We start from the raw sequence: 25386 nt of genomic DNA on the forward strand, positions 1-25386 counted from the left end.
TCACACAATTCGCCTATGTTGAGGGTCAGAAAACGGAGTTGAGCAATGAATGCCAATCGGATGATCGACATGATCGTACGTCAGGTCATGCGCCGCCTTGTCAGTAAAGGCGTTGACAAGGGCTTTGGTATGGCAAGCCGTATGGGTGGTAAAAACGAACAGCCCGGCGAGGCCAACCGTGCCAACAACAAAGGCCCACGCCCATCCCAGAACCTGAAACAAGCGCAACGAATAACCCGTCAAGCGCGCCGATTCATGAAGTTCTAATCAGCTAACCGCCTTGAAATGCTTGGACAATTTCAAGCCTTGTCCTTGGTAGTTTGAGGCGATGCCAGCCCCGTACAGCTGGGTGGGCATTTCGGCCATTTTCTCATAGACCAGCCGGCCGACGACTTGACCGTGTTCCAACACAAAAGGTGCCTCATGGCAGCGCACTTCAAGCACTCCACGTGATCCAGCGCCTCCGGCGGCGGCGTGGCCGAAACCGGGGTCGAAGAAACCTGCGTAATGCACCCGGAATTCACCCACCATGGCCAGATACGGCGCCATCTCGGCGGCATAGAGGGGCGGGATGTGGACGGCCTCGCGGCTGACCAGGATGTAGAAGGCGCCCGGGTCCAGGATGATGCGGCCATCGGTGGTGCGGACCTCTTCCCAGTATTCCTGCGGGTCGTATTCTCCGATCCGGTCCAGATCGATCACTCCGGTATGCGGCTTGGCGCGATAGCCCACCAGATCGGTGTCGGGCAATTGCAAGTCGACCGAAAAACCCAACCCGTCCTGAATCACTGCAGGACCGTCAACCAAGGGCGAGTCACTGTGCAACGCGGTCAGTTCTGCATCGCTAAGCACGGCCTGACCTTGGCGGAAGCGAATCTGATTGAGCCGCATCCCCGGACGTACCAGCACCGAGAAGGAACGCGGGCAAATCTCTGCGTAAAGCGGGCCGGTATAGCCCGCGGGCACGCGGTCGAACTCGGTGCCACCATCGGTGATGGTGCGGGTCAGCAAGTCCAGCCGCCCGGTCGAGCTTTTGGCGTTAGCCACAGCCGTCACGGTTTCGGGCAGGGCCAGCGATTCCATCAGCGGCACCAGATAGACGCAGCCTTTTTCCAGAACCGCACCGTCCGTGATGTCGATGCGGTGCATCTCGAACTCAGACAACCGATCCGCGACGGATCGGGTTTCGCCGGCCAGAAACGAGGCGCGAACACGGTAAGCCACTGTTCCCAAGCGCAAATCAAGGCTGGCAGGCTGAACCTGCGCAGTGATAATCTCGGGGTTAGCGGTGATTTCACCGCGCGCGATCATCGCTTCGATTTGCTGATTTGGGCATACACCTGTCATTCCGATCCCCCTTGATGCCAGAGCGGGATCTGGCCTGTCTGCCATAAACGTCGGTATGATTTGGTCGGGCTAGCAGGACTCGAACCTGCGACCTTCCGTCCCCCAGACGGACGCGCTACCAGGCTGCGCCATAGCCCGACGTTGAGGTGTTCATAAAGACTTTCCCGGCAGGGGCAAGAGGAAATCATCGCCTTTTTTTCTTATCCCGCCGTTCGGTTTTCAATGCGGTTAAGAACGGCGCGCAGGTCCTTTGCCACCGGAGCAATCTGTTTCAGCAGATCGTCATCGAAATCGGTGCGATTCCATGCCTGCGTTGCGATTCCACCCAGCAGAGGGGCCTCATCCAGAAACTCCGGTGTGGGTTGCGCCGCGACCGGCTGCGGTTTGGGTTCAGCAGGTTCCACCTTAGGGGCCTCGGCAACGGGTGCAGCGTCGTCCAGATTTAGGTTGATCTGTTCGCTTGTCTCGACTGGCTTAGAAGAGAAGGGCACAACTACACTGTCATTAGCGGTGGCGTCCGGTTTGGCCACCTCGTCCAACCCTTGCGAAAGCGCGGAAACATGCGCCACGCCCTGTTCGCGCAGGATACGCTGAACGCCTTTGATGGTTATCCCGTCCTCGTGCAGCAGTTTCTTGATACCGCCCAGCAGGCGCATGTCGTTGGGACGGTAGTAACGCCGCCCTCCGGCACGCTTTACCGGTTTGACCTGATTGAAACGGCTTTCCCAGAATCGCAGGACATGAGCCTGAACGCCCAGCCAGTCCGCAACTTCACTGATCGTGCGAAAGGCGTCGGGGGACTTGCTCATGACCGTGTCGTCCTGATCTTACTTACGGTTCCCTGCGGCGACGCGATCCTTCATCAGGTGCGACGGGCGGAACGTCAGAACCCGGCGGGGTTGAATCGGAACCTCTTCGCCGGTTTTGGGGTTGCGGCCGATGCGGGCAGTTTTGTCCCGAACGCTGAATGTGCCGAATGACGAAATCTTAACCTGCTCGCCGCGCACCAATGCGTCGGACATGTGGTTCAGAACGCTTTCGACCAGCTGTGCACTTTCGTTGCGTGACAGGCCAACCTCACGAAAGACGGCCTCGCTCAGATCCATTCGGGTCAGTGTTTTATCGCCCATACCATTTCCCCTGTTGATACCGCAGAATACGGTGAGGGGAAATTCGCTGTCAATATCAATGAATTGCAAGTCTGCGTGTAAGCCGAATTGCGCCGGTTACCAGCGCAGCACAACCGCGCCCCAGGCCAGACCGCCGCCGATGGCCTCGGTCACAAGCAGATCGCCCTGCTTGATTTGCCCGCGCTGTTTGCCGACGGACAAGGCAAGAGGAATCGACGCGGCCGATGTGTTGCCATGGTCCTGAACGGTGACGACGACGTTTTCCATCGGCAGGCCCATTTTCTTGGCGGTGCCCTGAATAATACGGATATTTGCCTGATGGGGCACAATCCAATCGACGTCAGTGTTGCTGAGGCCAACGCTTTGCAACGCGGTTTCTGCCGTTTTGGCCAGTTTTTCGACCGCATGGCGGAACACCTGATTACCTTGCATCCGCAGATGTCCGGTCGATTGGGTCGACACACCGCCATCGACGTAAAGCAGGTCCTTGTACCGGCCGTCTGAATTAAGGTCGGTCGCCAGAATGCCGCGATCCTGGGCACTGCCTTCGCCCTCTTGCAGCTCCAACACTAGCGCACCAGCGCCATCACCGAACAGCACGCAGGTGGACCGGTCCGTCCAGTCCATGATTCGCGAGAAGGTTTCAGCCCCGATGACCAGAACGCGCTTGGCCTGACCGGATACGATCAGGGCGTTGGCATTGGTCAGCGCAAAGACGAACCCGGCGCAGACGGCCTGAACGTCAAAGGCAAAGCCTTTGGTCATGCCCAACTGTGCCTGCACCATGGTTGCGGCAGATGGGAAAGTCAGATCGGCGGTCGAAGTTGCCACAATGATCGCATCGATATCGTCAGCCACTAGCCCCGCATCGGCCAGCGCGGCCTCGGCCGCTTTGGTTGCCAGATCGGACGTTGTTTCGTTTTCGGCGGCGAAATGGCGGCGCTCGATACCCGAGCGGGTCTTAATCCACTCATCCGTTGTATCGAGCCTCTTTTCAAACTCGGAATTCGGAACGATGCGCTCTGGCAAATAGTGTCCGACACCAACGACAACTGAACGGCCTGCCATGCTTGGGTACTGCCTTTTTGTTATTCGCCAGCCTTTGGCGGCGTGTGGGCGGCATCTTGTGCAAGCTCGGCTGTCGATGCAACCCGTGCCGCCAATTTTTCGGCGAAACCAGACTGGGCCAGGGTAAAGGCCAGTTTGACTGCTGCCGAGACTCCGATGGCATCCGCGCCACCATGTGATTTGACCACGGTTCCGTTGAGGCCAAGAAAAACGCCGCCATTCACTTGGCGCGGGTCGATACGCTTTTTCAAACGATTTAACGACGTGATCGCCAGTACCGAAGCGAGGCGTGACAGCGGTGAATACTTGAACGCTTTGCGCAACAGGTCGCCAATCAGGCTGGCGGTGCCTTCGCCGGTCTTAATGGCGACGTTGCCGGTAAACCCATCAGTGACAATGACATCCGCCTTGTCGCCGGGAATGTCGCTGCCTTCAACGAAACCGACAAAATCGAAATTCGCCTGCTCTGCGAATTCCGTGATCATAGCATGTGCTTCTTTAAGCTCGGCGCGGCCCTTGTGTTCTTCGGTGCCCACGTTCAACAGACCGATCCGAGGACGTTCCAGCGCCATGCCGTTGCGCGCATAGGATGCACCCATCAGCGCATATTGCAGCAGATCCTTGGCGTCGGCGCGCACATCCGCGCCCACATCCAGCATCACGTTGAACCCCTGCGGGTTGCGCGATGGCCACAGAATCGCAATCGCCGGACGATTTACACCCGGCAATTTGCGCAACCGCATCATCGACAGCGCCATCAGCGCGCCGGTGTTGCCGCAGGAAACGGCGCCATGCGCCTCACCTTGCCGCACTGATTCCAGCGTTGACCACATCGAGGTCTGCTTGCCACTGCGGACAACCTGACTGGGCTTGTCCTCCATCGTGACTACATCGGGGCAATCACGAAAAACGACGCGCCCCTGCAGGACACGCCGTTTGGCAACAAGTTTGCGCAGCGTAGGCTCAGGCCCGTGCAGAATAAACGCGATATCGGGGTTTTTGATTGCCGATTTGGCAATGCCCGCAACCACAGTCGCGGGCCCCGAGTCTCCGCCCATAGCGTCAACCGAAATGGTAATCCGTCCGGCGTGCGAGGGCTGTTCAGTCATGCCTTGCCTGCGCTTTTAAAGGCTTAGGCCGCGTCTTCGTCCAGGTCGATTTCGTCGGCCTGTGCGACGACTTCGCGGTCATCGTAGTGGCCGCAGGACGCGCAGACGTGGTGCGGGCGCTTCAGCTCGCCGCAGTTGGGGCATTCGTTCGGGTTTGCAGCAACCAGAGCGTCGTGTGCGCGGCGGTTGTTGCGACGCGACTTGGAAACTTTGTTCTGTTGGACGGCCATGGTCTCAACCTTTGTCTAACTAAGGGCCAACAGATTCGCTGTGGGCCGGGTTTCATTCTTCGTTTATCTCGTGGTTTGACGCGCGTTTAGGGGACGATCCCCGCAATGTCCAACCCAAATTCCGATGAGCGCGCGAAAATACTGCGATTCTCGACATGTTCAAGCGATTTTTCTGAGGGCCTGATATGACAGGAAAACAGACCTATGTCACTCGTCTTTTTTCAGCGCGTCGCGCAGACTGGCCAGACCGGCAAAGGGCTTGACGTCTTCGTCTGTCATGGCCTGTTTGCCCGGCTCGGTATAGTCGGCCTGTCCCAGTTCGGCACCGTCTTTACGTGGGTATTGGGGCAGGGCCAGCGACAGGGCCTCGACCATGACAAGCGCTGGGTCGATCTCAGCACCAAGCTGTTCGGTTTCATCACCTTCGGGAATTTCAAACTCGGGCTCTTCTGGATCAACCCAATCGGCCACATAGATTCGCGCGACCGGGATGTCGATGCGGGTGGTCACCGGTTCCAATGTCACCACGCAGGGCTGAATCACTGTAGCCCCCAGTTTTCCGTTCAATACCCAGTCGCGCTTGCCCTGTGCCCTTACGTCACCCACAAAGCTGAGCTTGCGTAGGCCAAGCAAGCCCAACTCGTCTCTGGTAGCCTCCAAAGCCTTGGCGTCTGGGCGCAACTCAAAGGGGGTTGGTGCATTTTGGGGCAGATCGGCCACCCGCAGAGATGTCTGGTTGCTCATTCGTGACCCTTTCCTGTGTTGAACCGGGGCTGCGGTTTGATGTAAGCGGATAGGGTCCGTAACGGGCCAAGGCAAGAGGGTGTGAATGTTGAAGGTTGTGAACAGGTTGAAACCGGCGTCGAAAACGCTTGTCTTTGCGGCCTGTCTGGCAGCGGCTGGTGCATGTTCGCCGGTCTTCAAGAATCACGGATATGTCCCAACGCCCGAGGACCTGGCCGAGGTCAAAGTGGGTGTGGACACCCGCGACAGTGTGATCGAGGCGGTCGGCGCCCCCAGTTCGTCCGGCGTGATCCGCGATTCCGGGTTCTATTACGTCCGGTCACGCATTCGTCATTACGGCCCGAAAAAGCCCGAAGTGGTCTCGCGTGAGTTGGTGGCGATCAGCTTTGATGACCGGGGCGTGGTTCGGAACATCGAACGGTTCGGGCTTGAGGATGGTATTGTCGTTACGCTGGATCGCCGGATTACCGAGTCCACGATTCAGGGTCAGGGCTTTATCCGTCAGCTGTTGGGTAACATCGGTAACTTTAACCCGGCCAATATTCCCGGCACGTCACAATAAGTTACAGCCACATCTTGCGATGGTCATGCGGCAATCACACATTGTGTGATAGGGGCATGGCAAGAGGAAACAGGTCAGCAACCGCGGAGGATGCGACCATGGCACTATTGCTTGGTAAGGGGCGGTATCGCGCCCGGCTGGCGCAGTCGCGGCAGGACCTGGCGGCGGCACAGCAGCTGCGGATGTTGGCCTTTGGGACAGAAAAAATCGATCAGGACGATTTCGATTCGGTCTGTGCCCATATTCTGGTCGAAGATGTGCGCGCAGGCGGGCAGGTGGTCTGTTGTTTCCGCATGCTGACCATGGCAGATGGCACTGAAATCGGCCGCAGCTATTCGGCGCAGTTCTATGATCTTTCGGCGCTTGCGGGGTTTAGCGGTCGGATGGTTGAGATGGGGCGGTTTTGCGTTCATCCGGACTGGACCGACCCAGACATTCTGCGTGTCGCCTGGGGGGCAATGACGGCCTATGTAGATCAGAATGATGTCGAGATGCTGTTTGGCTGTTCGTCCTTCGCTGGGACCGAAACCGAGGAGTATCTGGATGCGTTCGCGATTCTAAAGCACAGGCATCTCGCCCCAAAACGTTGGCTGCCACGGGTCAAGGCACCGGATGTATTCCGCTTTGCCACGCGTCTGCGTCGCAGGCCGGATGTGAAAAAGGCGATGTTGCGGATGCCGCCCTTGCTGCGTACTTATCTGATGATGGGCGGCTGGGTCAGTGACCATGCGGTCGTCGATCGGCATATGAACACGCTGCATGTGTTCACCGGACTTGAGATTGGTGCGATTCCCCCGGCAAGGAAACGTTTGTTGCGAGCGGTGGTTCGGTAATCCCCGTTGACCCCTTGGCCTTGCCGGTTTAGCTGGCGGGCATGGCGAGAATTCCTTTGTTGCAGATGTCCGGCATTTCCCTGACCTTTGGGGGTGATCCGGTGTTTTCGGGGCTGGACCTGGTGGTGCAGCCGGGCGATCGTGTCGCGTTGGTGGGGCGCAATGGGTCCGGCAAATCAACCTTGATGAAAGTGATGGCCGGTCTGGTCGAGCCAGACCAAGGCGACATTGTGATTCCGCCCGGTAAATCCGTGGGCTACATGGAACAAGATCCAACCATGCTAGGGTTCACCACGCTCGGCGACTATGCCTCAAGCGGATTAGAACCGGGTGAGCTGTACAAGGTTGAACGTGCCGGAGAGGGGCTGAAATTCGACCCGTCGCGCCCGGTCGAAACGGCCTCGGGCGGCGAGCGGCGACGCGCGGCTTTGGCCAAGCTGATGGCCGAGGCGCCAGACCTGATGCTGCTGGACGAGCCGACCAACCACCTAGATATCGAAGCCATCGCCTGGCTCGAGCGTGAGCTGGGCGCGACGCGGGCTGCGTTTGTTCTGATCTCGCACGACCGCGCGTTTTTGCGGGCATTAACCCGAGCCACGCTGTGGATTGACCGCGGAATGGTGCGGCGACAGGAACAGGGGTTCGACGCTTTCGAAACCTGGCGTGACAAAGTTTGGGATGAGGAAGATCAGCAACGTCACAAGCTGAACCGCCTGATTAAATCCGAGGCAAAATGGGCTGTCGAGGGCATCAGCGCACGACGCAAGCGCAATCAAGGCCGCGTGCGCGCCCTGCAGGAATTGCGGGCCGAAAAGGCGGCGCAAATCAAACGCCAGGGTTCGGCCGCTATGGCGCTTGAGGCAGGGCCGAAATCCGGACGAAAAGTGATCGAGGCCAAAGGCTTATCCAAGTCCTTTGATGCGCAACAGATCGTGCGGAACTTCGACCTATTGGTGCAACGCGGTGATCGGGTGGCTTTTGTCGGACCCAATGGTGTAGGCAAGACGACCCTGCTGAAAATGCTGCTTGGACAAGAGCAACCGGATGATGGGTCGGTGACCCTGGGTACCAATCTTGAGGTTGCGGTGTTCGATCAGACCCGCGCGCAATTGGACCCGGAAATGAGCCTTTGGGATAGTCTGACCGGCGACCCCGAGATGCGGGTTTCCGGCAAGGCCGATCAGGTGATGGTCGGTGGCCAACCCAAGCATGTGGTCGGCTACCTCAAGGAATTCCTGTTTGACGAACGGCAGGCCAGAGCGGCGGTTAAATCCCTGTCAGGGGGTGAAAAAGCGCGATTGCTGCTGGCCAAGCTGATGGCGAAATCCTCGAACCTGCTGGTGCTGGACGAACCGACCAACGATCTGGATGTCGAAACGCTGGATCTGTTGCAGGAACTGCTGGACGATTATGACGGCACCGTTCTGCTGGTCAGTCACGACCGGGATTTCTTGGACCGCGTCGCCACTACGACCATCGCGATGGAGGGCAATGGCCGCGCAATCGTCTATGCGGGTGGGTGGTCGGACTATATTGCACAGCGAGGGGACGTTGCGGAAAAGAAGGTAGAAAAATCAAAACCCTCAAAGCCAAAGGTCAAGCCGGAAAGTCAGGCGAAATCGGGCCTGTCTTTCTCGGAAAAACACCGGCTTGAGAAACTACCCGCCGAAATCGCCCGGCTTGAGGCCGAGATCGGCAAACTGGAAGACCTCATGTCCGATCCCGAATTGTTCACTCGCGAGCCGGTTAAATTCCAGAAGGCGACCGAGGCGTTGGTCGAGCGGCAGGAAAAACTGGCCGCAGCCGAGGATGAGTGGCTGATGCTCGAAGAAAAGGCCGAAGGCGCTTAGGACTGTTTCAGCGCTCGGGCAGGGTTTCCAACGACCGTTTCTTCGGCCGCGACGTCTTTGGTCACGACGCTGCCCGCACCGATGGTGGCATTGTCGCCGATGGTGATGCCGGGCATCAAGATGGCTCCACCGCCCACCCAGACATTCCGCCCAATCGTCACCGGAAGACCAATTTCAAGACCCTGCGCACGCTCAACCGGGTCTTTGGCGTGTTGAGCGCAATAAATCTGAACGTGCGGTCCGAACATCGTGCCGTCTCCTACACGCACCGCAGCAGTGTCCAGAACCACGCAGCCCGCGTTGAAGTAAACGCGCTGGCCTAGATGGATGTTCACCCCATAGGCGCAGTGAAAAGGAGCCTCGAGAAAGCAATCCGACCCGACGTTGCCGAACAACGCCAGCAATTCCGGTGCTATCGCACCGCGGGTATCCGGTGGACAGGTGTTATGCGCGTGAACCGCGCGCCGGGCTTGTGCGCGCAGGGCATCCAATTCCGGATTCAAACAGCAATACCACTCTCCGGCCTGCATCTTTTCGCGTTCGGTCATGAAACTGACCTAGCGCATTCGCAGGGCACCGTCGATGCGGATGACCTCTCCGTTCAGGTATCCCATCTCGACGATAAACCCGGCCAGTCGCCCGTATTCACGCGGATCACCCAGACGGGCCGGGTTGGGGACGTCAGCGGCCAGTTGCTGCTGTACCTCTTCTGGTAGACCGGCCAGCATCGGGGTCATGAAGATACCGGGGGCGATGGCCATCACCCGTATCCCGGTCGCGGCCAGATCGCGGGACATCGGCAGGGTCATCCCGACCACTCCACCTTTTGAGGCCGCATAGGCCGCTTGTCCCTTTTGCCCGTCAAAGGCCGCGATCGATGCGGTATTGATGATCACACCGCGTGCGCCGTCGGGCTCAGGGTCATTCTTTGCCATTTCAGCCGCAGCCAGGCGCGAGACGTTGAATGTGCCCACCAGATTGATGTCGATGGTGCGTTGAAAGGCGTCCAGAGGGTGGGGGCCGTCTTTGCCCACCGTCTTGATGCCATAAGCGATTCCGGCGCAGTTCACGGCGGCCGTGATCTGGCCCATATTGTTCATCGCCCGATCGATCGCTGCGGCGACGGATTCCTCGTTCGTCACGTCCGTTTCAGCAAAATGCCCTCCGATTTCCTCCGCGACCTGAGTGCCACGGACGGCGTCGCGGTCCAGAATAGTGACCTGCGCGCCGCGCTCGGCAAAGTGACGTGCGGTTGCTTCGCCCAGCCCCGAAGCACCGCCAGTGATGATCGCGGATGTGGTGGACAATTGCATGGCGGCGGTCTCCTCTCAGGATATGAACGTATGTTCAGTTAATCTGAGGATTTAGGTGATGTCCACAATTCGGACGAGATTTTTCAAAGTTTTATGCCGTTTCTCAAGCGATTCTCAGAGGAACTTTAACTGCGCTTAATGCGCAAGTCTCACATCGGTACCTATCAATTTGACGCGTCGAGGGGGCGCCGAACAAGGAGACAAGTGTTATGCGTAAGAGTTTGAAAGTCGGAATTCCTGTGCTGGTAACTGCACCTTTTCTGACTGTGATGGCGGTAAGCAGCGCCGCAGCTGCGCCAGAGGTGTGCAACTGGAAGACCGCCCGGGATGCTGCAAATCGGGGGGATTATCAGGCGCTGTGTGATTGTCAGCAGGTGACACCCAGCTTTCTGGAACGCCTGCAACAACGGTCGGATTTCGCGACCACATTGCGCAACACAACGGCGCAATGCCCAGGATTGGCTTCGTTGTTGACCGACCAACCAACGGGTTCGATTGGTGCATCGGGAAATCCAGGCGAGGCGCGGGGAAATGATCAGTTTGCCGGTCTTGATTCAGATAACGGAGGCGGTTCCGGGTCTGGCGGCGGAGGCGGAGGTGGTAACCCCGGCAACGGCGGCGGTGGCCCCGGTGACGGTGGCGGCGACCCCGGTGATGGTGGCGGTGATCCCGGTGACGGCGGCGGTGACCCAGGCAACGGCGGTGGCGGCGGCAACGGCGGCAACAACGGCGGCGGCAATGGCGGCAACAACGGTGGTGGCAACGGCGGCAACAACGGCAGCGGCAACGGTGGCAACAACGGCGGCCCCGGTAATGGTAACGGAAACAACGGGAATTCCGGCAACGGCGGTGGCAATAACGGCGGCTCTGGCCCCGGCACCGGAAACGGTGGCGGCAATAACGGCAATGGCAATGGCGGCGGTGGTCACGGCAATGGGGGCAGCAATGGCGGCGGTCACGGCGGAGGCAAAGGCGGCCACGGCGACGGTAAAGGCGGCCATGGCGGTGGCAAAGGCGGCCACGGCGACGGTAAAGGCGGCGGCAAAGGAGGCCATGGCGGTGGTAAGGGCGGCCACGGCGACGGAAAAGGCGGCGGCAAGGATGGAAAACGCTAAGCCCGTTTGCCACCTGCGCGTCAGCGCCTGAAACGAAAACGGCCACCCAATTGGGTGGCCGTTAGCCGTGTTGGAACAGTTTAGGCCAGCCGGACCAAGGCGTGCCGCTTCTTGCCTGCGCTCAATTTGACGGGTGAGGACAGAGCGCCTGCGTCGATCATCAGGCCCGCATCCGTCAAAGGGGCATCGTCCACTTTGGCGCCGTTTTCAGCAATCAGGCGTTTGGCCTCTTTGCCCGACTTCGCGAGACCGGAAATGACGAACAATTGCACGATCGAGATTGGGAGGGTGCCCTCGCCGACGATCACGGTCGGCAGGTCATCCCCAACGCCCCCTCTCTCAAACACTTCGCGTGCGGTGGCCTCGGCAGTCGCAGCGGCTAAAGCACCGTGGGCAAGGGTGGTCACCTCGTTGGCAAGACGGATCTTGGCCTCATTGATTTCGGACCCTTGCAGCGCGCCCAGGCGCTCGCACTCATCCACCGGCATTTCGGTGTAGAGCTTCAGGAACCGCCCGACATCCGCATCGGTGGTGTTGCGCCAGAACTGCCAGAATTCGTAGGGCGAGCGCATCTCGGCGTTCAGCCACACGGCACCGTCCTGAGATTTGCCCATCTTCTTGCCGTCGCTGGTGGTCAACAGGGGCGAGGTCAGACCGTAAATCTCGTGATCCAGCACGCGGCGGGTTAGGTCGATCCCATTGACGATATTGCCCCACTGATCCGAGCCGCCCATCTGCAGAACGCAGCCATAGCGGCGGTTCAGCTCAAGGAAATCATAAGCCTGCAGGATCATGTAGTTGAATTCGAGGAAGCTGAGCGATTGTTCTCGATCCAGCCGCGATTTCACGGACTCAAACGAAAGCATGCGGTTGACCGAGAAGTGCCGCCCGATGTCCCGCAGGAAATCGAGGTAGTTCAGGTCGTCCAGCCACTCGGCATTGTTCAGCATCAGAGCTTTGTTTTCGGCGTCACTTTCATAGTCGATATAGGCCGAGAACACCTTTTTGATGCCCGCGATGTTTTCGTCGATCTGTTCGGGCCCCAACAGGGGACGTTCATCCGCGCGGAACGACGGATCGCCCACCTTGGTGGTGCCGCCGCCCATCAGGGTGATCGGCTGATGGCCGGTTTTCTGGAACCAGCGCAGCATCATGATTTGGATCAGGCTGCCCACATGCAACGATTTTGCCGTCGCATCAAAGCCGATATAGGCCGGCTTGCACCCACTGATCAGCGCTTCGTCAAGGCCCTGATAATCGGTGCAGTCGGCGAGAAAGCCGCGCTCGATCATCGTGGCGATGAAATCCGATTTGGGGTGGTAGGTCATATCGTGCCCTTTGGGTTGATGTTGCGGGGCACTGTATAGGCGTCGCTTTGGGCAAGGAAAAGCCACCATTTCCAAGAAAAACGTGGGCAGTGTCAGCTTTTGACCGGAGGCAGGCGCAACGCATAGAGCATTGCGATCAGGTTCAGCGCGGCCAGTGCAAAGATCGGGGTGATTGGATCGTGCAGATGTGCCACCGCGCCCAGGATCGCAGCAAAGACCATGCCGATCAGTCCGGCGCTAACATCGCCAAGGGCGACCAGGTAGGGACGCTCCTGTTCCGATGTCTTTTCAATGATATAGAGATAGCGGCCATAAATGACGCCATTCCCGCCCAGTGACAGCAGCAGGATGACCAGCGCATAAACCCAGACGTTCTGCGCATAGCCAAGGAATGTGAAGGCCAGCGCCAGTATGGCTGAAACTGCCGAGATCAAGCACCCCAGCCACATCACCGGCTTGACCGAGATCCGACCGCTGAGCCAACCCCACAGGATCGAGCCCAGCACCATACCAAGACTGGCGGCCATCACGAAATAGCTGAGTGAGTGTTTGGTGCCCACGTGAAAGGTCGCAGCGTGGATTGTGTAAAACGGCATGGCCAGTTCAACCGAGACAAAGATCAGACGCGCCGTTAGAAACTTGCGATACCACGAATAAGCCATTCCGGTTTTGAAACCGGTCACCAACTCAGCCAGCGGTTTGGGTTTGCTTTTGGGTGCGGGGGCACGGGCTTGCTCTTGTTCCAGCAGCCGGACACCGGCAAAGCTGACGCCGGCGGCGAACATGGCGACAACGCCGCACCACAGGACGACGATGTGGCGCTGCATTGGTTCATCCGAGGCCAGCAGATCGCGCGTCACCCAGACCACAAGAATGGCCAGAATGCCTGAGATTGTGGCCTGTGCAAACACCATCCGATTTCGTTTCGCCTCGGGCACCGAGATGCCATAGATTTGGCTGGTGCCCAGACTGGTGATCCCTTGGCACAGTCCCATTACAACCGCGGTTGTCAGAAATAGTAACACAATCAGAAGATTGGGGAGGTTTGTTGCGAACAATGCCACGACCGACAGAATGGCGGCCGTCAGGATGTTCGGCACGTAAACCGCCAGTTTCGCGCGGGTCACCCGGTTGATGAACGGAGACATGAAAATCTCGGCAATCAGGCGCGATCCGGTCACGAAGGGCAGCAACAGGCCCGCGAAAAACGTAGGCGCCCCCAAGGCCAGATACAGGAAGGGCAGCACCAGATTGGGGTTCACCAGCTGCCCGCCAATTGTGGCCAGTGACCCTGACCAAAAGATAAGCTGGTAATTGCGCCCCTGCGCGGGCTGGTTGGGTGTCTGTGTGTCCGTCATGGTCGTCCGTTTAGGGTGCAGTTGGTCGCAATGCTTACTCAGGCCGTGCGCCGGTGCAACCGTCCCGTCGCTCGTGTTGTGGTTGCAGGCGCGCAGGTTGTAGCAAAAAAGCACGTGGACCGCGTGATGTGACTTGCCTAGTGGGGCGATGAACAGGCAGGTTGAGCGCCATAAAACAAGATAAATGAGGTGAGCGTGAACCGGGCCATCAGGAAAGGCGGGCCGATCAAAGCCCTGGGTGCAATGTCTGGCACGTCGCTGGACGGTGTGGATGCTGCGGTGGTGGAAACCGATGGGCATCACATCATCGGTTTTGGCCCAAGCGGCTATCGCGCCTATACCGAGGCCGAGCGCAGCGATCTGCGCGCGGCGCTGAGTCAATGGCACGGCCCGGACGTGGACAAGGCGGCTGAGCTGGTTACCATTGCGCACGCCGAGGCGCTCTCGGAATTTGAAGAGATCGATCTGATCGGCTTTCACGGGCAGACTCTGGCGCACGAACCACATGGGCGGGGTACGTTACAAGTGGGCGACGGCAAGGGGTTGGCGCAGGCTTTAGGCGTGCCGGTCGTCTGGGATTTCCGCAGTGACGACGTGGCGATGGGGGGGGAAGGTGCGCCCCTAGCACCATTCTTTCACTTTGCCTGCGCTAAATGGATCGGGGCGACCCAACCGCTGTGTTTTTTGAACCTCGGCGGGGTGGGAAACCTGACTTATGTGGACCCCGGCTTTGACGGCCCGGAAGCGCCCGGAGCTCTGCTGGCCTTTGACACCGGTCCCGCCAATGCACCCGTTGATGACCTGATGCAGGCGCGTCTGGGCCTGCCGATGGACCGCGATGGTGCGGTTGCGCGTGGCGGCACGGTCGAGATGGGCGCGCTCGAACTGTTTCTGGCTGAGCCTTACTTTACCCGAATGCCCCCTAAGTCTCTTGACCGGAACGACTTTGCCGAGATGATCCGGTTGGTTCAGGAGCTAAACGACGCCGACGCGGTGGCCACACTGACCGGCATGTGTGCGGCGGGCGTGCTGCAGGGGATGGAACATTGCCCCAAACCGCCTGCGCGTCTTCTGGTCACTGGCGGCGGGCGGCATAACCCGGTGCTGATGGAGATGCTGCGCGTCGCACTGGACTGCCCGGTCGAGCCGGTCGAAGCGGTAGGGTTGGACGGCGACATGCTCGAGGCACAGGCCTTCGCCTATCTCGCAGTACGCGTGGCACGTGGGTTGCCGACATCATGCCCTGGAACAACTGGGGTTAAAGCTCTTGTCGGGGGAGGAGTTGTCAGTACGGTTTCGATGGGTGCTGCTGGCTGAAGGGAATTTGGCTGGAACCTCAGATGATAGGCTTTCGTGTCGCTCGGCAGCAAAATTTGCATTCGATGTCGCATGCAGACAAACCCAAGTCTGAAAACTGGTTATCCTCGCTCTTTATGAGCAAAGAAGGCGTCTACCAGAATCTACTGCAACAAGCTCGGGATGCATATGTCAGCCATCCCCAGATGACGTCGTTCGCACCGTTTCCAGATGACATTCAAAGGCAGGAGATTGAGCCATATCATCTCCCGTGTGGCGACGTGTTGCAGCAGGAGGCGGGGCTGGTATCACAAACCTATGCTCGCCTGCAGGATGCGATCGTAAACGCAGCACCTTACGCGGTTTGGCGAGAGACCTACAAATACACAGATATCGGCGATTGTTTCCTGAATAATTTTGGATGTTATTCCATCGTCGGAGCAGGAGGGCCGTTCTTATCGAACAAACTCTGGCTTTGGATTGTTCACATGCCGCCTCAGCTTTACTATCCGTGGCATCATCATCCAGCAGAAGAAATGTACATGGTGATTTCAGGAACTGGCGTGTTCAATCGCGAGGGCTGTCCGAGTGAAAACCTCGGCGAAGGCGGCACTATGTATCACGAAAGCAATCAGCCGCATGCAATGGAAACGCAGGACGATCCGATATTGTGCCTTGTGGCCTGGCGCAACCGTTTCGATACGCCTCCTGTCCTGACCCCATCCAATTAAACGGTTGGATAGGGGGTGACTTTGACCAGCTTTTTTGTCGGAGGTCACAGGGTCACTGGAAGACGGATTTTCACTTCAGGGATTTCATGTAATCCAGTGAAAAATCGGAATACCCCTCAGAAGTCGATTTCAAATGTGCCCGGGTCCAATCGTGCAGCGCGGGCAATTGATGGAACGGCACGTTGGGAAACGCATGGTGCTCGGCGTGGTAGGGCATATTCCAGGCCAGAAACCGGACGATGCGGTTGGTGAAAGTGGTGCGAGAGTTCTCGAGCATATTGGCGACTGAGGGGCAGAGGCCATGTTCGGCTAATAGAAAGAGGCGCAAGAAGGGTTGCGCGATCAGCACCGGTAGAATCCATAGCCAGAACAATACTGAAGAATAGAGCAGGCTGAGACCGACAAGGACGTAGAGAACCAGCAATAGCCGCGCCTCAATACGCATGGCGCGGTGTTGGCGGGCAGGCAGGTAGGGCGCGTCGATCCGGCCAAAAGCGTTTTGCATCAGAACCTTTGCCATCCCGCTCCAATACGGCCATCCGCTTAGGTAAATCAGCAGGTCCCGCCAATTCCCGGGTCGTGGTTTGCCACCCAGCTCCGGGTCTTTTTCCGGGTGGTTGGTCCATTTGTGATGGGCCAGATGGAAATACCGAAACCACGTAAAGGGCAGGGCGGTAGGGATCGAAACCAGATGCCCGATGACATCGTTCAACCAGCCACTGCGAAACGGTGTCTTGTGCGTACACTCGTGACTGAGCGTAAACAGGAAAACCAGAAGGATGCCTTGGGGAAGGATAAACAGAGGCCAAAGCGGCACCCGCAATGCGATACAGGCCGAGGTGCCCGCCAGTACTATGCCATACGCCGCCAAATGCTTCAGCCCAGCGGCGTCAGATCGGAGCTGAAGCCTTTCTTTCGCCTCGGGCGGGATCGACGCTATGAGCGCGCGGTGGTCCACGGTTTACCCGCGCGCGATATCGAATTCCGGCGCGGCCAACACAAAGCCGTCGAATTCGAACCCGGGTGAGACGGTGCAACTGACCAGAGTGTACTCTCCAGTCGACTGCGCTGATTGCCAGTGGTTCGTGGGTACGATCAATTGTGGCGCGCCTTTGGTCAGGTCGGGGGTCAGCAGGTGATCGTTGGCAGGGCCGTCATCGGTAGCGCTGAGGGACAGGGTCAGTGGCGCACCGGCGTGATACAGCCAGATTTCGGTCGCATCGACGCGGTGCCAGTGGCTGTGTTCGCCAGCCTGCAACAGGAAATAGATGCATGTGCCGGTGGCGCGGCCTTCGTTATCGGCCCGCCAAGTTTCGCGGAACCAACCGCCCTCGGGGTGGCGCTGCAACTGAAGGTGGTCGATGATCTCTTGCGCGGTCATTAGGGCCTCTTGCTTGGTTGTGGTGATTATGCACGCAGGCGTGCGATCGGCTATGGTATTTACGTGTATCCACCATATGTTTGCCGCATGACCTTGAATATCCCGTTTGACAACAGCTATGCCCGTCTTCCCAAAACTTTTTTCGCCCGGCAAGTGCCGGTGCCGGTGCGCGCTCCGCGTTTGATTGCGTTTAATGAAGATCTGGCCCGCGTTCTGGGGGTAACTCCGGGCGATGTGCAGGAAATGGCCGAGGTTTTCGCCGGGAATGCCCTGCCTGAAGGGGCCGAGCCGATTGCTCAGCTTTATTCCGGCCATCAGTTCGGCACCTACAACCCGCAGCTCGGCGATGGGCGTGCGGTATTGCTGGGTGAGACGATCGGAACAGACGGCGTGCGGCGGGATATTCAGTTGAAGGGCTCGGGACAAACCCCGTTCAGCCGCCAGGGCGATGGCCGTGCGTGGCTTGGGCCAGTTCTGCGCGAATACGTGGTATCCGAGGCGATGCACGCACTGGGCATCCCGACCACCCGTGCGCTGGCTGCGGTTGAGACAGGAGAGATCGTCTTGCGCGAAGGCCCGATGCCGGGCGCGGTGCTGACCCGCGTGGCGCAAAGCCATCTGCGTGTGGGGACGTTTCAGGTGTTTGCCGCAAGACGGCAGGTCGACAGCTTGAAGCGGCTGACCGAATACGCCATCGCCCGACACTATCCGCAGGCCGAAGGTCCAATGGGCCTGCTGCGCGCGGTCCGGGACGCGCAGGCGCGGCTGATTGCGCAATGGATGAGCGTCGGGTTTATCCACGGGGTGATGAACACCGATAACTTCTCGATCGCTGGCGAGACCATCGACTATGGGCCTTGTGCCTTCATGGACATCTATCACCCGAATACGGTCTTCAGTTCAATCGACCGAATGGGACGATACGCCTATTCCAATCAGCCGGACATCGCCGTATGGAACCTGGCGCAATTGGCGACCTCTTTGATTCAGCAGGTCGAGGACCCCGAAGCCGCCGTTCAAGAGGCCACTGAGATCGTGCATGCAATGCCGGTACTGATCCAACAGGAATGGCTGGCCCGCTTCCGCGCCAAGATCGGTTTGACGACCGAGGATAAGGGCGACGAGGCGTTGATCACCGATCTGCTGACCCGGATGGCGCATAACAGTGCCGATTTCACCAATACGTTCCGTGCGCTGGGCAGTGACAAGGCCCGCGATCAGTTCGTGAACCCCGAAGCTTATGATGAATGGGCCGACGGCTGGCAGGCTCGGCTGGCCCGTGAAAATGACCCGCAGACGGTGATGAACGCCGCCAACCCGGCCTTTATCCCGCGCAACCACCGGGTCGAGCAGATGATACAGGCTGCTGTCCAAGGCGATTTTGCCCCGTTCCATCGGTTAAATGCGGTGCTTGCCCGCGCCTATGAGGATCAACCCGACGCAACCGACCTGACACATCCGCCGGCCGAAAGCGAAGTGGTCCACGCGACGTTCTGTGGGACATAGCGAATATCAAAACTTGAACGTCTAGTTTTTAAGCTGTCTAGTGGGCGTTCTTCTGAACATAATGCCAAGCGACTTACCATCGGCACATAATGCTGCATAATGGACGCAACCGGGGGAACTGCAGATAAAATCAGTTTTGTTTTAGGGAGCATAAAATGCGCTACGCCATTTTGTTGGAAGACGCGGACGGAGTGTCTTATTTTGAAAATTGTGAGATTGATTTCGAGCTCAAGACCTTTGCCCCCCCGGCCGCACCGTTTCTGGTCTCAAAAGAGGTCGATGCCGCGCGTATTGCCTTCTTGTCATTGCCTGCTGGGTGGAAAGGGGTTCAACACCGTTCCCCGAAACCCCAACTTGCGACGGTTCTGTCCGGTACGTTCCGTGTTCAGGCGGGGTCGGGCGAAATACGTGATTTCAAAACGGGTGACTTGTTTTGGGCCGAAGATGTCAAGGGAACAGGCCATAGCTCATCCGCAGAAGGGGGTGAGCCCGCCAACCTTATGATTACACAATTTAAATAGGGGCCGGGTGGCCGAGGAACCTTTGATGTCAGACACAGGATGCCAATGACCAAACCATCAACCCTGCGTATCGCCAGCTATAACATTCAGAAATGTGTGGGGCTGGATTTTCGGCGGCAGCCCCAGCGTATCATGCAGGTCATCGACAGCATGCAGGCCGATATCGTGGTGTTGCAAGAGGCCGACAAACGCTTGCCGCCCCGGCCTGCCGCCTTACCACATTTCATGTTGGATGAGGCCGGCTGGCAGATCGTCGATCTGGGTGGGGCCGGCAGTCTGGGCTGGCATGGAAACGCTGTGATCTGGCGCGGAAATTCGATTCAGGTTCGGCAGACCGGGCACCACGACCTGCCAGGGCTGGAGCCGCGGGGAGCCGTGCGTGTGGAATTCGACACCCAAATCGGGCCGCTGCGCGTGATGGGAATGCATCTGGGCCTGTTGCCCGCATCCCGGCGCCAGCAGATAACGCACATCCGCCGCTTTGACGATGATCTGGACAACATGCCCACCGTCTGGGCCGGGGACTTCAACGAATGGTCGCGCCAGCCTGTGTTGGACCATCTGGCCCCGGATATGCGCTTTTTGGCACCGGTTCCAAGCTTTCCGGCCGCACAGCCCCTGGGGGCGCTGGACCGGATCGCGCTGGGCGCAGGGCTTGAGGCGGTGCTGCACGGCGTGCATGACGCGCGGCCTGCGCATATTGCATCTGACCATCTGCCGATCTGGGCCGACCTGCGACGGGTGGCCTAGGATGCATTTCCCCTGTGGCGTGATCCGCACAGACGTATTAAGACAGAAACCCGAACTACTCTGAGGGTCACTTATGTCCGATACGATCATCGCCCGCTGCGAAGCAAAAGGCCTGCGCATGACGGGGCAGCGCCGCACAATCGCGCAGGTGCTGCAACAAAGTGAGGATCACCCGGATGTTGAGGAACTGTATGCCCGTGCCTCGAAAGTGGATTCGGGCATCTCGATCGCCACGGTCTATCGCACTGTCAAACTGTTCGAAGAAGCGGGGATTCTTGACCGGCTGGAATTCGGTGACGGGCGCGCACGGTATGAGGATGCTGAGCGTGATCATCATGACCATTTGATCGACATGCAATCCGGCAAGGTGATCGAATTCGTCGATCCCGAGATCGAAGTGTTGCAGGAAAAGATCGCGGCCAAGCTGGGGTATAAGCTGAAAGGCCACCGGCTGGAACTGTACGGCGTGCCGCTGGAACAGGACTGATTCATCACAAAACGCGAACCGCAGGCGCACGGGAATTCATGCTTTCCGGGCGGATAATGCTTGCCTGAACGGCTTACTTGCGATTTTGCTGAGAAAAGCGGCATTGGGGCCGCAGGATTCAACGGACACGATCATGAACAACGTACACGGCATTTTGCTGGTCGTCGGCGCGATGGCGGCTTTTGCGCTTGAAGATATGTTCATCAAGCATCTGTCGGTGACAGTGCCGACCGGTCAGATCATGGTTGTGTTGGGTGTGATCTGCAGCCTGGCCTTTGTCGTGATGTCGTTGGCCACGCGCAAACGTATCCTTGATCCGGTGGCGTGGCAGCCTCTGCCTCTGATGCGCGCCGGGACCGAAGCGGTTGGTGCGCTGAGTTTTGTGACCGCGTTGTCTCTGGTCGATCTGTCCACCGTGGCTGCCGTGTTTCAGGCGATGCCGCTGGCCGTCACCATGGGGGCCGCGCTGTTTCTGGGCGAGCATGTCGGCTGGCGACGGTGGAGCGCGATTGGCATCGGCTTCATCGGCGTGCTGATGATCATCCGCCCCGGGCTGGCCGGGTTTCAACCCGAGTCGTTGTTTGTCGTGGCCAGTGTGCTTGCCATCGCCGCGCGCGACCTGATCACCCGTAAGCTGGATGTTCGCGTGGCCTCGTCCGTGGTCGCCCTGCAGGCCTATGTCGCCGTGGCATTCGCTGGCGTGGCGTTGATGGTGTTTTCCGCACAACCCGTTGTGCCTTTACATACTTGGCAGATTGGTCCCTACTTGGGTGCCGTTGGCTTTGGTTTTCTCGGTTATTACGGCATCGTCATCGCCATGCGGATTGGTGAGGCTTCGGCCCTGACGCCCTTCCGCTATACCCGGCTGATCTTCTCGATCGCCGCGGGGATGCTGATGTTCGGTGAACGCCCGGACCTGATGACGCTGGCCGGGGCCACGTTGATCATGGGGTCGGGCATGTACACCTTTATTCGCGAACGCCGTTTGGCCCGTGAACTGGCGGTCGCAGCCTGACGGATCGTCGCACGTTGGCGCAAACAGGTAATTGTTAGCCCTAAAGGGCCGGGAATATACATGTTAGCGATAACATGACTGGTTTACTTTTTGCCCGGTGATGGTATGAGGCGTGCAACTGATTGCAGCCACAGGAACGGGCCTCATGAGCACCATTATCGACATCCACGCACGCGAAATTCTGGACAGCCGGGGCAACCCGACCGTTGAGGTCGACGTGATTCTGGAAGACGGCACCATGGGCCGCGCCGCTGTGCCCTCGGGCGCGTCGACCGGCGCTTATGAAGCAGTGGAAAAGCGTGACGGTGACAAATCCCGCTATCTGGGCAAAGGCGTGCTTGAGGCCGTCGCTGCCGTGAACGGTGAGATTGCCGAGGAGCTGGTCGGCTTTGACGCCACCGAGCAGGTTGCCATCGATGGCGCCATGATCGAACTGGACGGAACCGAGAACAAGGGTCGGCTTGGCGCCAATGCCATTCTGGGTGTTTCGCTGGCCACGGCTAAGGCAGCGGCGGATTTCACCACGCAGCCTCTGTATCGCTATGTGGGTGGCACCTCGGCTCGTGTTCTGCCAGTGCCGATGATGAACATCATCAACGGGGGTGAGCACGCGGACAACCCGATCGATATTCAAGAATTCATGATCATGCCAACTTCGGCCGTAAATATCCGCGAAGCCGTGCGCATGGGGTCCGAAGTTTTCCACACCCTCAAACGCGAACTATCGGCTGCTGGTCTAGCCACTGGTGTGGGCGATGAGGGCGGTTTTGCCCCCAACATCGCATCCACCCGCGAAGCGTTGGATTTCATCCTGCAGTCCATTGAAAAGGCGGGTTATAAACCGGGTGAAGAAATCCACCTGGCGCTGGACTGCGCTGCCACTGAATACTATCGCGACGGCAAATACGTTCTGTCGGGTGAGAATATCTCGCTAACCTCCGAAGAAAACGCCGAGTATCTGGCGGCGCTGGTCAAAGACTATCCGATCATCTCGATCGAAGACGGCATGTCCGAAGATGATTGGGACGGCTGGAAGGCGTTGACCGATGCCATCGGTGACCGTGTTCAACTGGTGGGCGACGACCTGTTCGTGACCAACCCCGAACGTCTGGCTGAAGGGATCGACCGCGGCTGCGCCAATTCGATGCTGGTCAAGGTGAACCAGATCGGCTCGTTGACCGAAACCCTGCGCGCCGTCGATATGGCGCACCGCGCGGGTTATACCAACGTGATGTCGCACCGTTCGGGCGAGACCGAGGATGCAACCATCGCCGATCTAGCCGTGGCGACCAATTGCGGTCAGATAAAGACCGGCTCGCTGGCGCGATCGGACCGGTTGGCCAAGTACAACCAATTGATCCGTATCGAGGAATCGTTGGGCGAAGTTGCCGAATACGCCGGGGCTTCGATCCTTAAGCGCTGAGTGTTATTCTGATCCTCGTACCTTATCGAGGATCGGCAGTTGCTTAGCATCATAGAACCCAGAACGCCGGACCACTTTGATGCGGTCCGGCGTTTGTGTTGGGAATACCGCGACTTCCTCCTGACGCTGGATGAAAAGTCGCAACGTATTGTTCAGACCATCTATTCGCAGGATAAATATGCCCGTGTGATGGAGGTCATTGAGGCCGAACACAGCCCGCCGAACGGTGGCGCGCGTCTTGCGCTGATCGGTGATCAGCCCGTTGGATGTGGCATGTTCCACACGATCGAGCCGGGCGTGGCCGAGATCAAGCGCGTATTCGTTCAGGACAGCGCCCGCGGTACGGGGGCAGGTCGTGCCATCATGCTGTCTTTGATCCAGCAATGTCGCCAGCAGGGGTTTGACCTGATCCGCATGGACACTGGCAAACCATTGCAGACAGCGACCCGACTTTACCTCTCAATGGGGTTCGTTCTGCGGGACGCATACGCTGAGATTCCGGAAATCGCCGAGGGTCATCTGCTGTTTTTCGAGATGAAATTGTAGCGGAACGGACAAGAAAGACCTTTTAGCCGAATTATTTTGCGCCGCTTTCTCGTTGTTAACGCGTGGAAAAAACATAACCCTAAATATTTCTCAGCATAATTCGCGTTATGTGTGAACTTTTTCCTATTTGTCTCAATTTGAGCTGACCTATTGTGACTGGATTACAGAAAAGGGGGTACACCATGACTGGTTCGAAATTCCTTCTCGTAGTTTCAGTGATCAGCACTGTATTTTTGGCGGCCTGCTCGGGGCCGGGGACTTATCCGGTATCGGGGATGCAGGCGTCGTCCACTGACCCGGTGATGGATATGGACATTCCTGGATTCGATATGGGCGTTGAGGCGCGCTAAAGCGGCTTGCTCATCAGCACATAGCGGTCTCGCGCTTTGAAACCGGTGCGCAGATACAGTCTTTGTGTGGCTTCATTGGTCCGGTCGACCTCAAGATGCAATGCGGTCAATCCTGCCCCGGCAAGGGCTTTGGGCAAGTCCAGCAGGACTTCGGTGGCGATCCCGCGGCCACGAACTGCGGGGCGGATGTAGATCTCGTCGACAAAGCCGTCCATACCGCCAAATTCGACCGACCAACCAAAGGTCAGCACGATATAGCCCAGCGGCGCGCGGCCGGGTCCGATCAGATAGACGCACCCGTGGGGGATGCCCTCAAGAAGCGGGGCCAGAGCCTCGCGACGTTGATCGGCGTCCTGTTCAATTCCGGCCTCGGCGTGAAAGGCCGCGACCAGCGACATCAGGCGATCCAGATCTGTGGGACGGGCGAGTTTCAGCGCGGCGCTCATAGGCGGGCCAGCCTTTCTGTTAGCAGGTCAAAGAATCCATCAGCATCGATATCCCCCATGAACAGGGCATTGGGGGGATGTTCAGTCACGCGCCACCAATCAGCGACGGTCATGCCAAGGGTCAGGTCGGATTGCGTTTCGATCTGCACATTGACGTGACGGCCCGAGAACAGTTCGGGCCGGATCAGATATGCGGTCACGCAGGGGTCGTGCAGCGGCGCGCCCTCTGAGCCGTATTTTTCTTTGTCGAAGCGTTCGAAGAAATCTGTCATTTCGGCAACCGCATGGCCGACTTTTGAATCGAGCGCGCGGAACGCATCGTTGCGATGTTTCGTGACTAAGGCGTCATGGGTGACATCCAGCGGCATCACGACGATGTGAACGCCGGATTTAAACACGATTTCAGCGGCTTCCGGGTCAACGTAGATGTTGAATTCGGCGGTGGGTGTGATGTTGCCCACCTCAAAATACGCGCCACCCATCAGCACGATTTCTTGCACGCGCTCGACGATATCGGGCGCTTTCTGAAAGGCCGTGGCGATATTGGTCAAGGGCCCCAGCGGGCAGAGCGTCACCGTCCCCGGTTCCTGCGCGCGCAGGGTGTCGATGATGAAGTCGACCGCGTGCCCATCAGCCAGCGGCATCTCCGGATCGGGAAGGACAGGGCCGTCCAGCCCGGTCTTACCATGCACATGCTCCGCGGTGACCAAAGCGCGGTTCAACGGACGGTCGCATCCAGCGTAAACAGGGATATGCGTATGCCCGGCCAGTTCACAAACAATCCGCGCGTTTTTGGCGGTCAGTTCCAGCGGCACATTCCCGGCAACAGCTGTGATGCCCAGCACGTCGATCTCATCAGGGCTGGCCAACGCCAGCAAGATTGCGACAGCGTCGTCCTGACCGGGGTCAGTGTCGATAATGATCTTGCGCGGTGCCATGATTTGCCT

The 25386-nt window shown here is 58.5% G+C and carries 30 protein-coding genes and 1 tRNA gene; 15 read left to right on the forward strand and 16 right to left on the reverse strand.

What is annotated here, in order from left to right; all coding sequences use genetic code 11:
• Nucleotides 1-45: 45 nt before the first annotated feature.
• Nucleotides 46-267 carry a hypothetical protein gene (locus ACR0LY_RS01810; protein ID WP_170348979.1) on the forward strand — a complete coding sequence of 74 codons (222 nt, stop codon included), beginning with the start codon at nucleotides 46-48 and terminating at the stop codon, nucleotides 265-267.
• Here ACR0LY_RS01810 and ACR0LY_RS01815 read toward each other — a convergent pair whose 3' ends face one another.
• The 8 genes from ACR0LY_RS01815 to ACR0LY_RS01850 form a co-directional block, all read right to left on the reverse strand.
• Complete coding sequence (locus ACR0LY_RS01815; protein ID WP_170348978.1) at nucleotides 268-1347, reverse strand: 2'-deoxycytidine 5'-triphosphate deaminase; 1080 nt, start codon at nucleotides 1345-1347, stop codon at nucleotides 268-270.
• 61 nt (nucleotides 1348-1408) lie between these two features.
• A tRNA-Pro gene (locus tag ACR0LY_RS01820) sits at nucleotides 1409-1485 on the reverse strand.
• A gap of 62 nt (nucleotides 1486-1547) precedes the next feature.
• Complete coding sequence (locus ACR0LY_RS01825) at nucleotides 1548-2156, reverse strand: MerR family transcriptional regulator (RefSeq protein WP_170348977.1); 609 nt, start codon at nucleotides 2154-2156, stop codon at nucleotides 1548-1550.
• An 18-nt stretch (nucleotides 2157-2174) separates the two neighbouring features.
• Nucleotides 2175-2477, reverse strand: coding sequence for an integration host factor subunit alpha (gene ihfA / locus ACR0LY_RS01830; RefSeq protein ID WP_008755922.1), 303 nt, complete (start codon nucleotides 2475-2477; stop codon nucleotides 2175-2177).
• Between the two features lie 96 nt (nucleotides 2478-2573).
• Nucleotides 2574-3545 (reverse strand): beta-ketoacyl-ACP synthase III, encoded by a 972-nt coding sequence (locus ACR0LY_RS01835; protein ID WP_170348976.1) that lies wholly within the window; start codon nucleotides 3543-3545, stop codon nucleotides 2574-2576.
• A 20-nt stretch (nucleotides 3546-3565) separates the two neighbouring features.
• Nucleotides 3566-4654, reverse strand: a complete 1089-nt coding sequence (gene plsX / locus ACR0LY_RS01840; RefSeq protein ID WP_170348975.1) for a phosphate acyltransferase PlsX — start codon at nucleotides 4652-4654, stop codon at nucleotides 3566-3568.
• Between the two features lie 23 nt (nucleotides 4655-4677).
• The gene (rpmF, locus tag ACR0LY_RS01845) at nucleotides 4678-4884 is read right to left on the reverse strand and encodes a 50S ribosomal protein L32 (protein ID WP_008756996.1); all 207 of its coding nucleotides are present in this window, start codon (nucleotides 4882-4884) and stop codon (nucleotides 4678-4680) included.
• Nucleotides 4885-5091: 207 nt separating this feature from the next.
• Nucleotides 5092-5628, reverse strand: coding sequence for a YceD family protein (locus ACR0LY_RS01850; protein ID WP_170348974.1), 537 nt, complete (start codon nucleotides 5626-5628; stop codon nucleotides 5092-5094).
• Nucleotides 5629-5713: 85 nt separating this feature from the next.
• On the opposite strand from ACR0LY_RS01850, the gene ACR0LY_RS01855 reads away from it, so the two are divergent.
• From ACR0LY_RS01855 to ACR0LY_RS01865, 3 genes are all read left to right on the forward strand, one after another.
• A complete protein-coding gene (locus tag ACR0LY_RS01855) occupies nucleotides 5714-6190 on the forward strand; it encodes an outer membrane protein assembly factor BamE (protein ID WP_170348973.1) in 477 nt (158 codons plus the stop codon).
• Between the two features lie 98 nt (nucleotides 6191-6288).
• Nucleotides 6289-7023, forward strand: coding sequence for a GNAT family N-acetyltransferase (locus tag ACR0LY_RS01860; RefSeq protein WP_254440175.1), 735 nt, complete (start codon nucleotides 6289-6291; stop codon nucleotides 7021-7023).
• Nucleotides 7024-7064: 41 nt separating this feature from the next.
• Complete coding sequence (locus ACR0LY_RS01865) at nucleotides 7065-8873, forward strand: ABC-F family ATP-binding cassette domain-containing protein (RefSeq protein WP_170348971.1); 1809 nt, start codon at nucleotides 7065-7067, stop codon at nucleotides 8871-8873.
• Here the strand turns inward: ACR0LY_RS01865 and ACR0LY_RS01870 are convergent.
• Together ACR0LY_RS01870 and ACR0LY_RS01875 are read right to left on the reverse strand one after the other, a co-directional pair.
• On the reverse strand, nucleotides 8870-9421 hold the full coding sequence (locus tag ACR0LY_RS01870) for a sugar O-acetyltransferase (RefSeq protein ID WP_170348970.1): 552 nt from the start codon (nucleotides 9419-9421) through the stop codon (nucleotides 8870-8872). The genes ACR0LY_RS01865 and ACR0LY_RS01870 overlap by 4 nt on opposite strands.
• 9 nt (nucleotides 9422-9430) lie before the next feature.
• Nucleotides 9431-10186, reverse strand: coding sequence for an SDR family NAD(P)-dependent oxidoreductase (locus ACR0LY_RS01875; RefSeq protein WP_170348969.1), 756 nt, complete (start codon nucleotides 10184-10186; stop codon nucleotides 9431-9433).
• 209 nt (nucleotides 10187-10395) lie between these two features.
• On the opposite strand from ACR0LY_RS01875, the gene ACR0LY_RS01880 reads away from it, so the two are divergent.
• Complete coding sequence (locus ACR0LY_RS01880) at nucleotides 10396-11301, forward strand: hypothetical protein (protein ID WP_217360541.1); 906 nt, start codon at nucleotides 10396-10398, stop codon at nucleotides 11299-11301.
• An 80-nt stretch (nucleotides 11302-11381) separates the two neighbouring features.
• On the opposite strand, the gene tyrS is transcribed toward ACR0LY_RS01880, so the two are convergent.
• A complete protein-coding gene (gene tyrS / locus ACR0LY_RS01885; RefSeq protein ID WP_170348968.1) occupies nucleotides 11382-12629 on the reverse strand; it encodes a tyrosine--tRNA ligase in 1248 nt (415 codons plus the stop codon).
• Nucleotides 12630-12721: 92 nt separating this feature from the next.
• The gene (locus tag ACR0LY_RS01890) at nucleotides 12722-13987 is read right to left on the reverse strand and encodes an MFS transporter (protein WP_170348967.1); all 1266 of its coding nucleotides are present in this window, start codon (nucleotides 13985-13987) and stop codon (nucleotides 12722-12724) included.
• A 243-nt stretch (nucleotides 13988-14230) separates the two neighbouring features.
• On the opposite strand from ACR0LY_RS01890, the gene ACR0LY_RS01895 reads away from it, so the two are divergent.
• Complete coding sequence (locus ACR0LY_RS01895) at nucleotides 14231-15304, forward strand: anhydro-N-acetylmuramic acid kinase (RefSeq protein ID WP_254440196.1); 1074 nt, start codon at nucleotides 14231-14233, stop codon at nucleotides 15302-15304.
• Between the two features lie 116 nt (nucleotides 15305-15420).
• Nucleotides 15421-16014, forward strand: coding sequence for a dimethylsulfonioproprionate lyase family protein (locus ACR0LY_RS01900; protein ID WP_480640478.1), 594 nt, complete (start codon nucleotides 15421-15423; stop codon nucleotides 16012-16014).
• Nucleotides 16015-16084: 70 nt separating this feature from the next.
• Here ACR0LY_RS01900 and ACR0LY_RS01905 read toward each other — a convergent pair whose 3' ends face one another.
• Together ACR0LY_RS01905 and ACR0LY_RS01910 are read right to left on the reverse strand one after the other, a co-directional pair.
• Nucleotides 16085-16972 (reverse strand): fatty acid desaturase, encoded by an 888-nt coding sequence (locus ACR0LY_RS01905; protein WP_170348964.1) that lies wholly within the window; start codon nucleotides 16970-16972, stop codon nucleotides 16085-16087.
• 3 nt (nucleotides 16973-16975) lie between these two features.
• Nucleotides 16976-17395: a cupin domain-containing protein gene (locus ACR0LY_RS01910; protein WP_170348963.1), complete on the reverse strand. Its 420-nt coding sequence runs from the start codon at nucleotides 17393-17395 to the stop codon at nucleotides 16976-16978.
• An 87-nt stretch (nucleotides 17396-17482) separates the two neighbouring features.
• Between ACR0LY_RS01910 and ACR0LY_RS01915 the strand changes: the two genes are divergently transcribed.
• The 8 genes from ACR0LY_RS01915 to ACR0LY_RS01950 all read left to right on the forward strand — a co-directional run bounded on the left by ACR0LY_RS01915 (nucleotide 17483) and on the right by ACR0LY_RS01950 (nucleotide 23993).
• Nucleotides 17483-18901 carry a protein adenylyltransferase SelO gene (locus ACR0LY_RS01915; protein WP_170348962.1) on the forward strand — a complete coding sequence of 473 codons (1419 nt, stop codon included), beginning with the start codon at nucleotides 17483-17485 and terminating at the stop codon, nucleotides 18899-18901.
• A 155-nt stretch (nucleotides 18902-19056) separates the two neighbouring features.
• On the forward strand, nucleotides 19057-19422 hold the full coding sequence (locus ACR0LY_RS01920; protein ID WP_170348961.1) for a cupin domain-containing protein: 366 nt from the start codon (nucleotides 19057-19059) through the stop codon (nucleotides 19420-19422).
• A gap of 39 nt (nucleotides 19423-19461) precedes the next feature.
• Complete coding sequence (locus ACR0LY_RS01925) at nucleotides 19462-20172, forward strand: endonuclease/exonuclease/phosphatase family protein (RefSeq protein WP_170348960.1); 711 nt, start codon at nucleotides 19462-19464, stop codon at nucleotides 20170-20172.
• Nucleotides 20173-20245: 73 nt separating this feature from the next.
• Nucleotides 20246-20659 (forward strand): Fur family transcriptional regulator, encoded by a 414-nt coding sequence (locus ACR0LY_RS01930; protein WP_170348959.1) that lies wholly within the window; start codon nucleotides 20246-20248, stop codon nucleotides 20657-20659.
• Between the two features lie 133 nt (nucleotides 20660-20792).
• A complete protein-coding gene (locus ACR0LY_RS01935; RefSeq protein WP_170348958.1) occupies nucleotides 20793-21674 on the forward strand; it encodes a DMT family transporter in 882 nt (293 codons plus the stop codon).
• Between the two features lie 145 nt (nucleotides 21675-21819).
• Complete coding sequence (gene eno, locus ACR0LY_RS01940) at nucleotides 21820-23097, forward strand: phosphopyruvate hydratase (RefSeq protein ID WP_170348957.1); 1278 nt, start codon at nucleotides 21820-21822, stop codon at nucleotides 23095-23097.
• Nucleotides 23098-23136: 39 nt separating this feature from the next.
• Entirely contained in the window at nucleotides 23137-23643 is a 507-nt protein-coding gene (locus ACR0LY_RS01945) for a GNAT family N-acetyltransferase (protein WP_170348956.1), read from the forward strand.
• Nucleotides 23644-23825: 182 nt separating this feature from the next.
• Nucleotides 23826-23993 (forward strand): hypothetical protein, encoded by a 168-nt coding sequence (locus ACR0LY_RS01950; protein WP_165590747.1) that lies wholly within the window; start codon nucleotides 23826-23828, stop codon nucleotides 23991-23993.
• Here ACR0LY_RS01950 and ACR0LY_RS01955 read toward each other — a convergent pair.
• Together ACR0LY_RS01955 and ACR0LY_RS01960 are read right to left on the reverse strand one after the other, a co-directional pair.
• Nucleotides 23990-24439, reverse strand: coding sequence for a GNAT family N-acetyltransferase (locus ACR0LY_RS01955; protein ID WP_170348955.1), 450 nt, complete (start codon nucleotides 24437-24439; stop codon nucleotides 23990-23992). The genes ACR0LY_RS01950 and ACR0LY_RS01955 overlap by 4 nt on opposite strands.
• Nucleotides 24436-25377: a nucleoside hydrolase gene (locus tag ACR0LY_RS01960; RefSeq protein WP_170348954.1), complete on the reverse strand. Its 942-nt coding sequence runs from the start codon at nucleotides 25375-25377 to the stop codon at nucleotides 24436-24438. Before ACR0LY_RS01960 ends, ACR0LY_RS01955 begins: the two co-directional genes overlap by 4 nt.
• Nucleotides 25378-25386: the final 9 nt, after the last annotated feature.

This window comes from Ruegeria sp. BC5 (genome assembly GCF_056539205.1).

Bases quoted from the DNA above. Each gene is read 5' to 3' on its own strand.
- ACR0LY_RS01810 (WP_170348979.1), top strand. From the start codon at position 46: ATGAATGCCAATCGGATGATCGACATGATCGTACGTCAGGTCATGCGC.
- ACR0LY_RS01815 (WP_170348978.1), bottom strand. From the start codon at position 1,347: ATGACAGGTGTATGCCCAAATCAGCAAATCGAAGCGATGATCGCGCGC.
- ACR0LY_RS01825 (WP_170348977.1), bottom strand. From the start codon at position 2,156: ATGAGCAAGTCCCCCGACGCCTTTCGCACGATCAGTGAAGTTGCGGAC.
- ihfA (WP_008755922.1), bottom strand. From the start codon at position 2,477: ATGGGCGATAAAACACTGACCCGAATGGATCTGAGCGAGGCCGTCTTT.
- ACR0LY_RS01835 (WP_170348976.1), bottom strand. From the start codon at position 3,545: ATGGCAGGCCGTTCAGTTGTCGTTGGTGTCGGACACTATTTGCCAGAG.
- plsX (WP_170348975.1), bottom strand. From the start codon at position 4,654: ATGACTGAACAGCCCTCGCACGCCGGACGGATTACCATTTCGGTTGAC.
- rpmF (WP_008756996.1), bottom strand. From the start codon at position 4,884: ATGGCCGTCCAACAGAACAAAGTTTCCAAGTCGCGTCGCAACAACCGC.
- ACR0LY_RS01850 (WP_170348974.1), bottom strand. From the start codon at position 5,628: ATGAGCAACCAGACATCTCTGCGGGTGGCCGATCTGCCCCAAAATGCA.
- ACR0LY_RS01855 (WP_170348973.1), top strand. From the start codon at position 5,714: ATGTTGAAGGTTGTGAACAGGTTGAAACCGGCGTCGAAAACGCTTGTC.
- ACR0LY_RS01860 (WP_254440175.1), top strand. From the start codon at position 6,289: ATGGCACTATTGCTTGGTAAGGGGCGGTATCGCGCCCGGCTGGCGCAG.
- ACR0LY_RS01865 (WP_170348971.1), top strand. From the start codon at position 7,065: ATGGCGAGAATTCCTTTGTTGCAGATGTCCGGCATTTCCCTGACCTTT.
- ACR0LY_RS01870 (WP_170348970.1), bottom strand. From the start codon at position 9,421: ATGACCGAACGCGAAAAGATGCAGGCCGGAGAGTGGTATTGCTGTTTG.
- ACR0LY_RS01875 (WP_170348969.1), bottom strand. From the start codon at position 10,186: ATGCAATTGTCCACCACATCCGCGATCATCACTGGCGGTGCTTCGGGG.
- ACR0LY_RS01880 (WP_217360541.1), top strand. From the start codon at position 10,396: ATGCGTAAGAGTTTGAAAGTCGGAATTCCTGTGCTGGTAACTGCACCT.
- tyrS (WP_170348968.1), bottom strand. From the start codon at position 12,629: ATGACCTACCACCCCAAATCGGATTTCATCGCCACGATGATCGAGCGC.
- ACR0LY_RS01890 (WP_170348967.1), bottom strand. From the start codon at position 13,987: ATGACGGACACACAGACACCCAACCAGCCCGCGCAGGGGCGCAATTAC.
- ACR0LY_RS01895 (WP_254440196.1), top strand. From the start codon at position 14,231: ATGTCTGGCACGTCGCTGGACGGTGTGGATGCTGCGGTGGTGGAAACC.
- ACR0LY_RS01900 (WP_480640478.1), top strand. From the start codon at position 15,421: ATGAGCAAAGAAGGCGTCTACCAGAATCTACTGCAACAAGCTCGGGAT.
- ACR0LY_RS01910 (WP_170348963.1), bottom strand. From the start codon at position 17,395: ATGACCGCGCAAGAGATCATCGACCACCTTCAGTTGCAGCGCCACCCC.
- ACR0LY_RS01915 (WP_170348962.1), top strand. From the start codon at position 17,483: ATGACCTTGAATATCCCGTTTGACAACAGCTATGCCCGTCTTCCCAAA.
- ACR0LY_RS01920 (WP_170348961.1), top strand. From the start codon at position 19,057: ATGCGCTACGCCATTTTGTTGGAAGACGCGGACGGAGTGTCTTATTTT.
- ACR0LY_RS01925 (WP_170348960.1), top strand. From the start codon at position 19,462: ATGCCAATGACCAAACCATCAACCCTGCGTATCGCCAGCTATAACATT.
- ACR0LY_RS01930 (WP_170348959.1), top strand. From the start codon at position 20,246: ATGTCCGATACGATCATCGCCCGCTGCGAAGCAAAAGGCCTGCGCATG.
- ACR0LY_RS01935 (WP_170348958.1), top strand. From the start codon at position 20,793: ATGAACAACGTACACGGCATTTTGCTGGTCGTCGGCGCGATGGCGGCT.
- eno (WP_170348957.1), top strand. From the start codon at position 21,820: ATGAGCACCATTATCGACATCCACGCACGCGAAATTCTGGACAGCCGG.
- ACR0LY_RS01950 (WP_165590747.1), top strand. From the start codon at position 23,826: ATGACTGGTTCGAAATTCCTTCTCGTAGTTTCAGTGATCAGCACTGTA.
- ACR0LY_RS01955 (WP_170348955.1), bottom strand. From the start codon at position 24,439: ATGAGCGCCGCGCTGAAACTCGCCCGTCCCACAGATCTGGATCGCCTG.
- ACR0LY_RS01960 (WP_170348954.1), bottom strand. From the start codon at position 25,377: ATGGCACCGCGCAAGATCATTATCGACACTGACCCCGGTCAGGACGAC.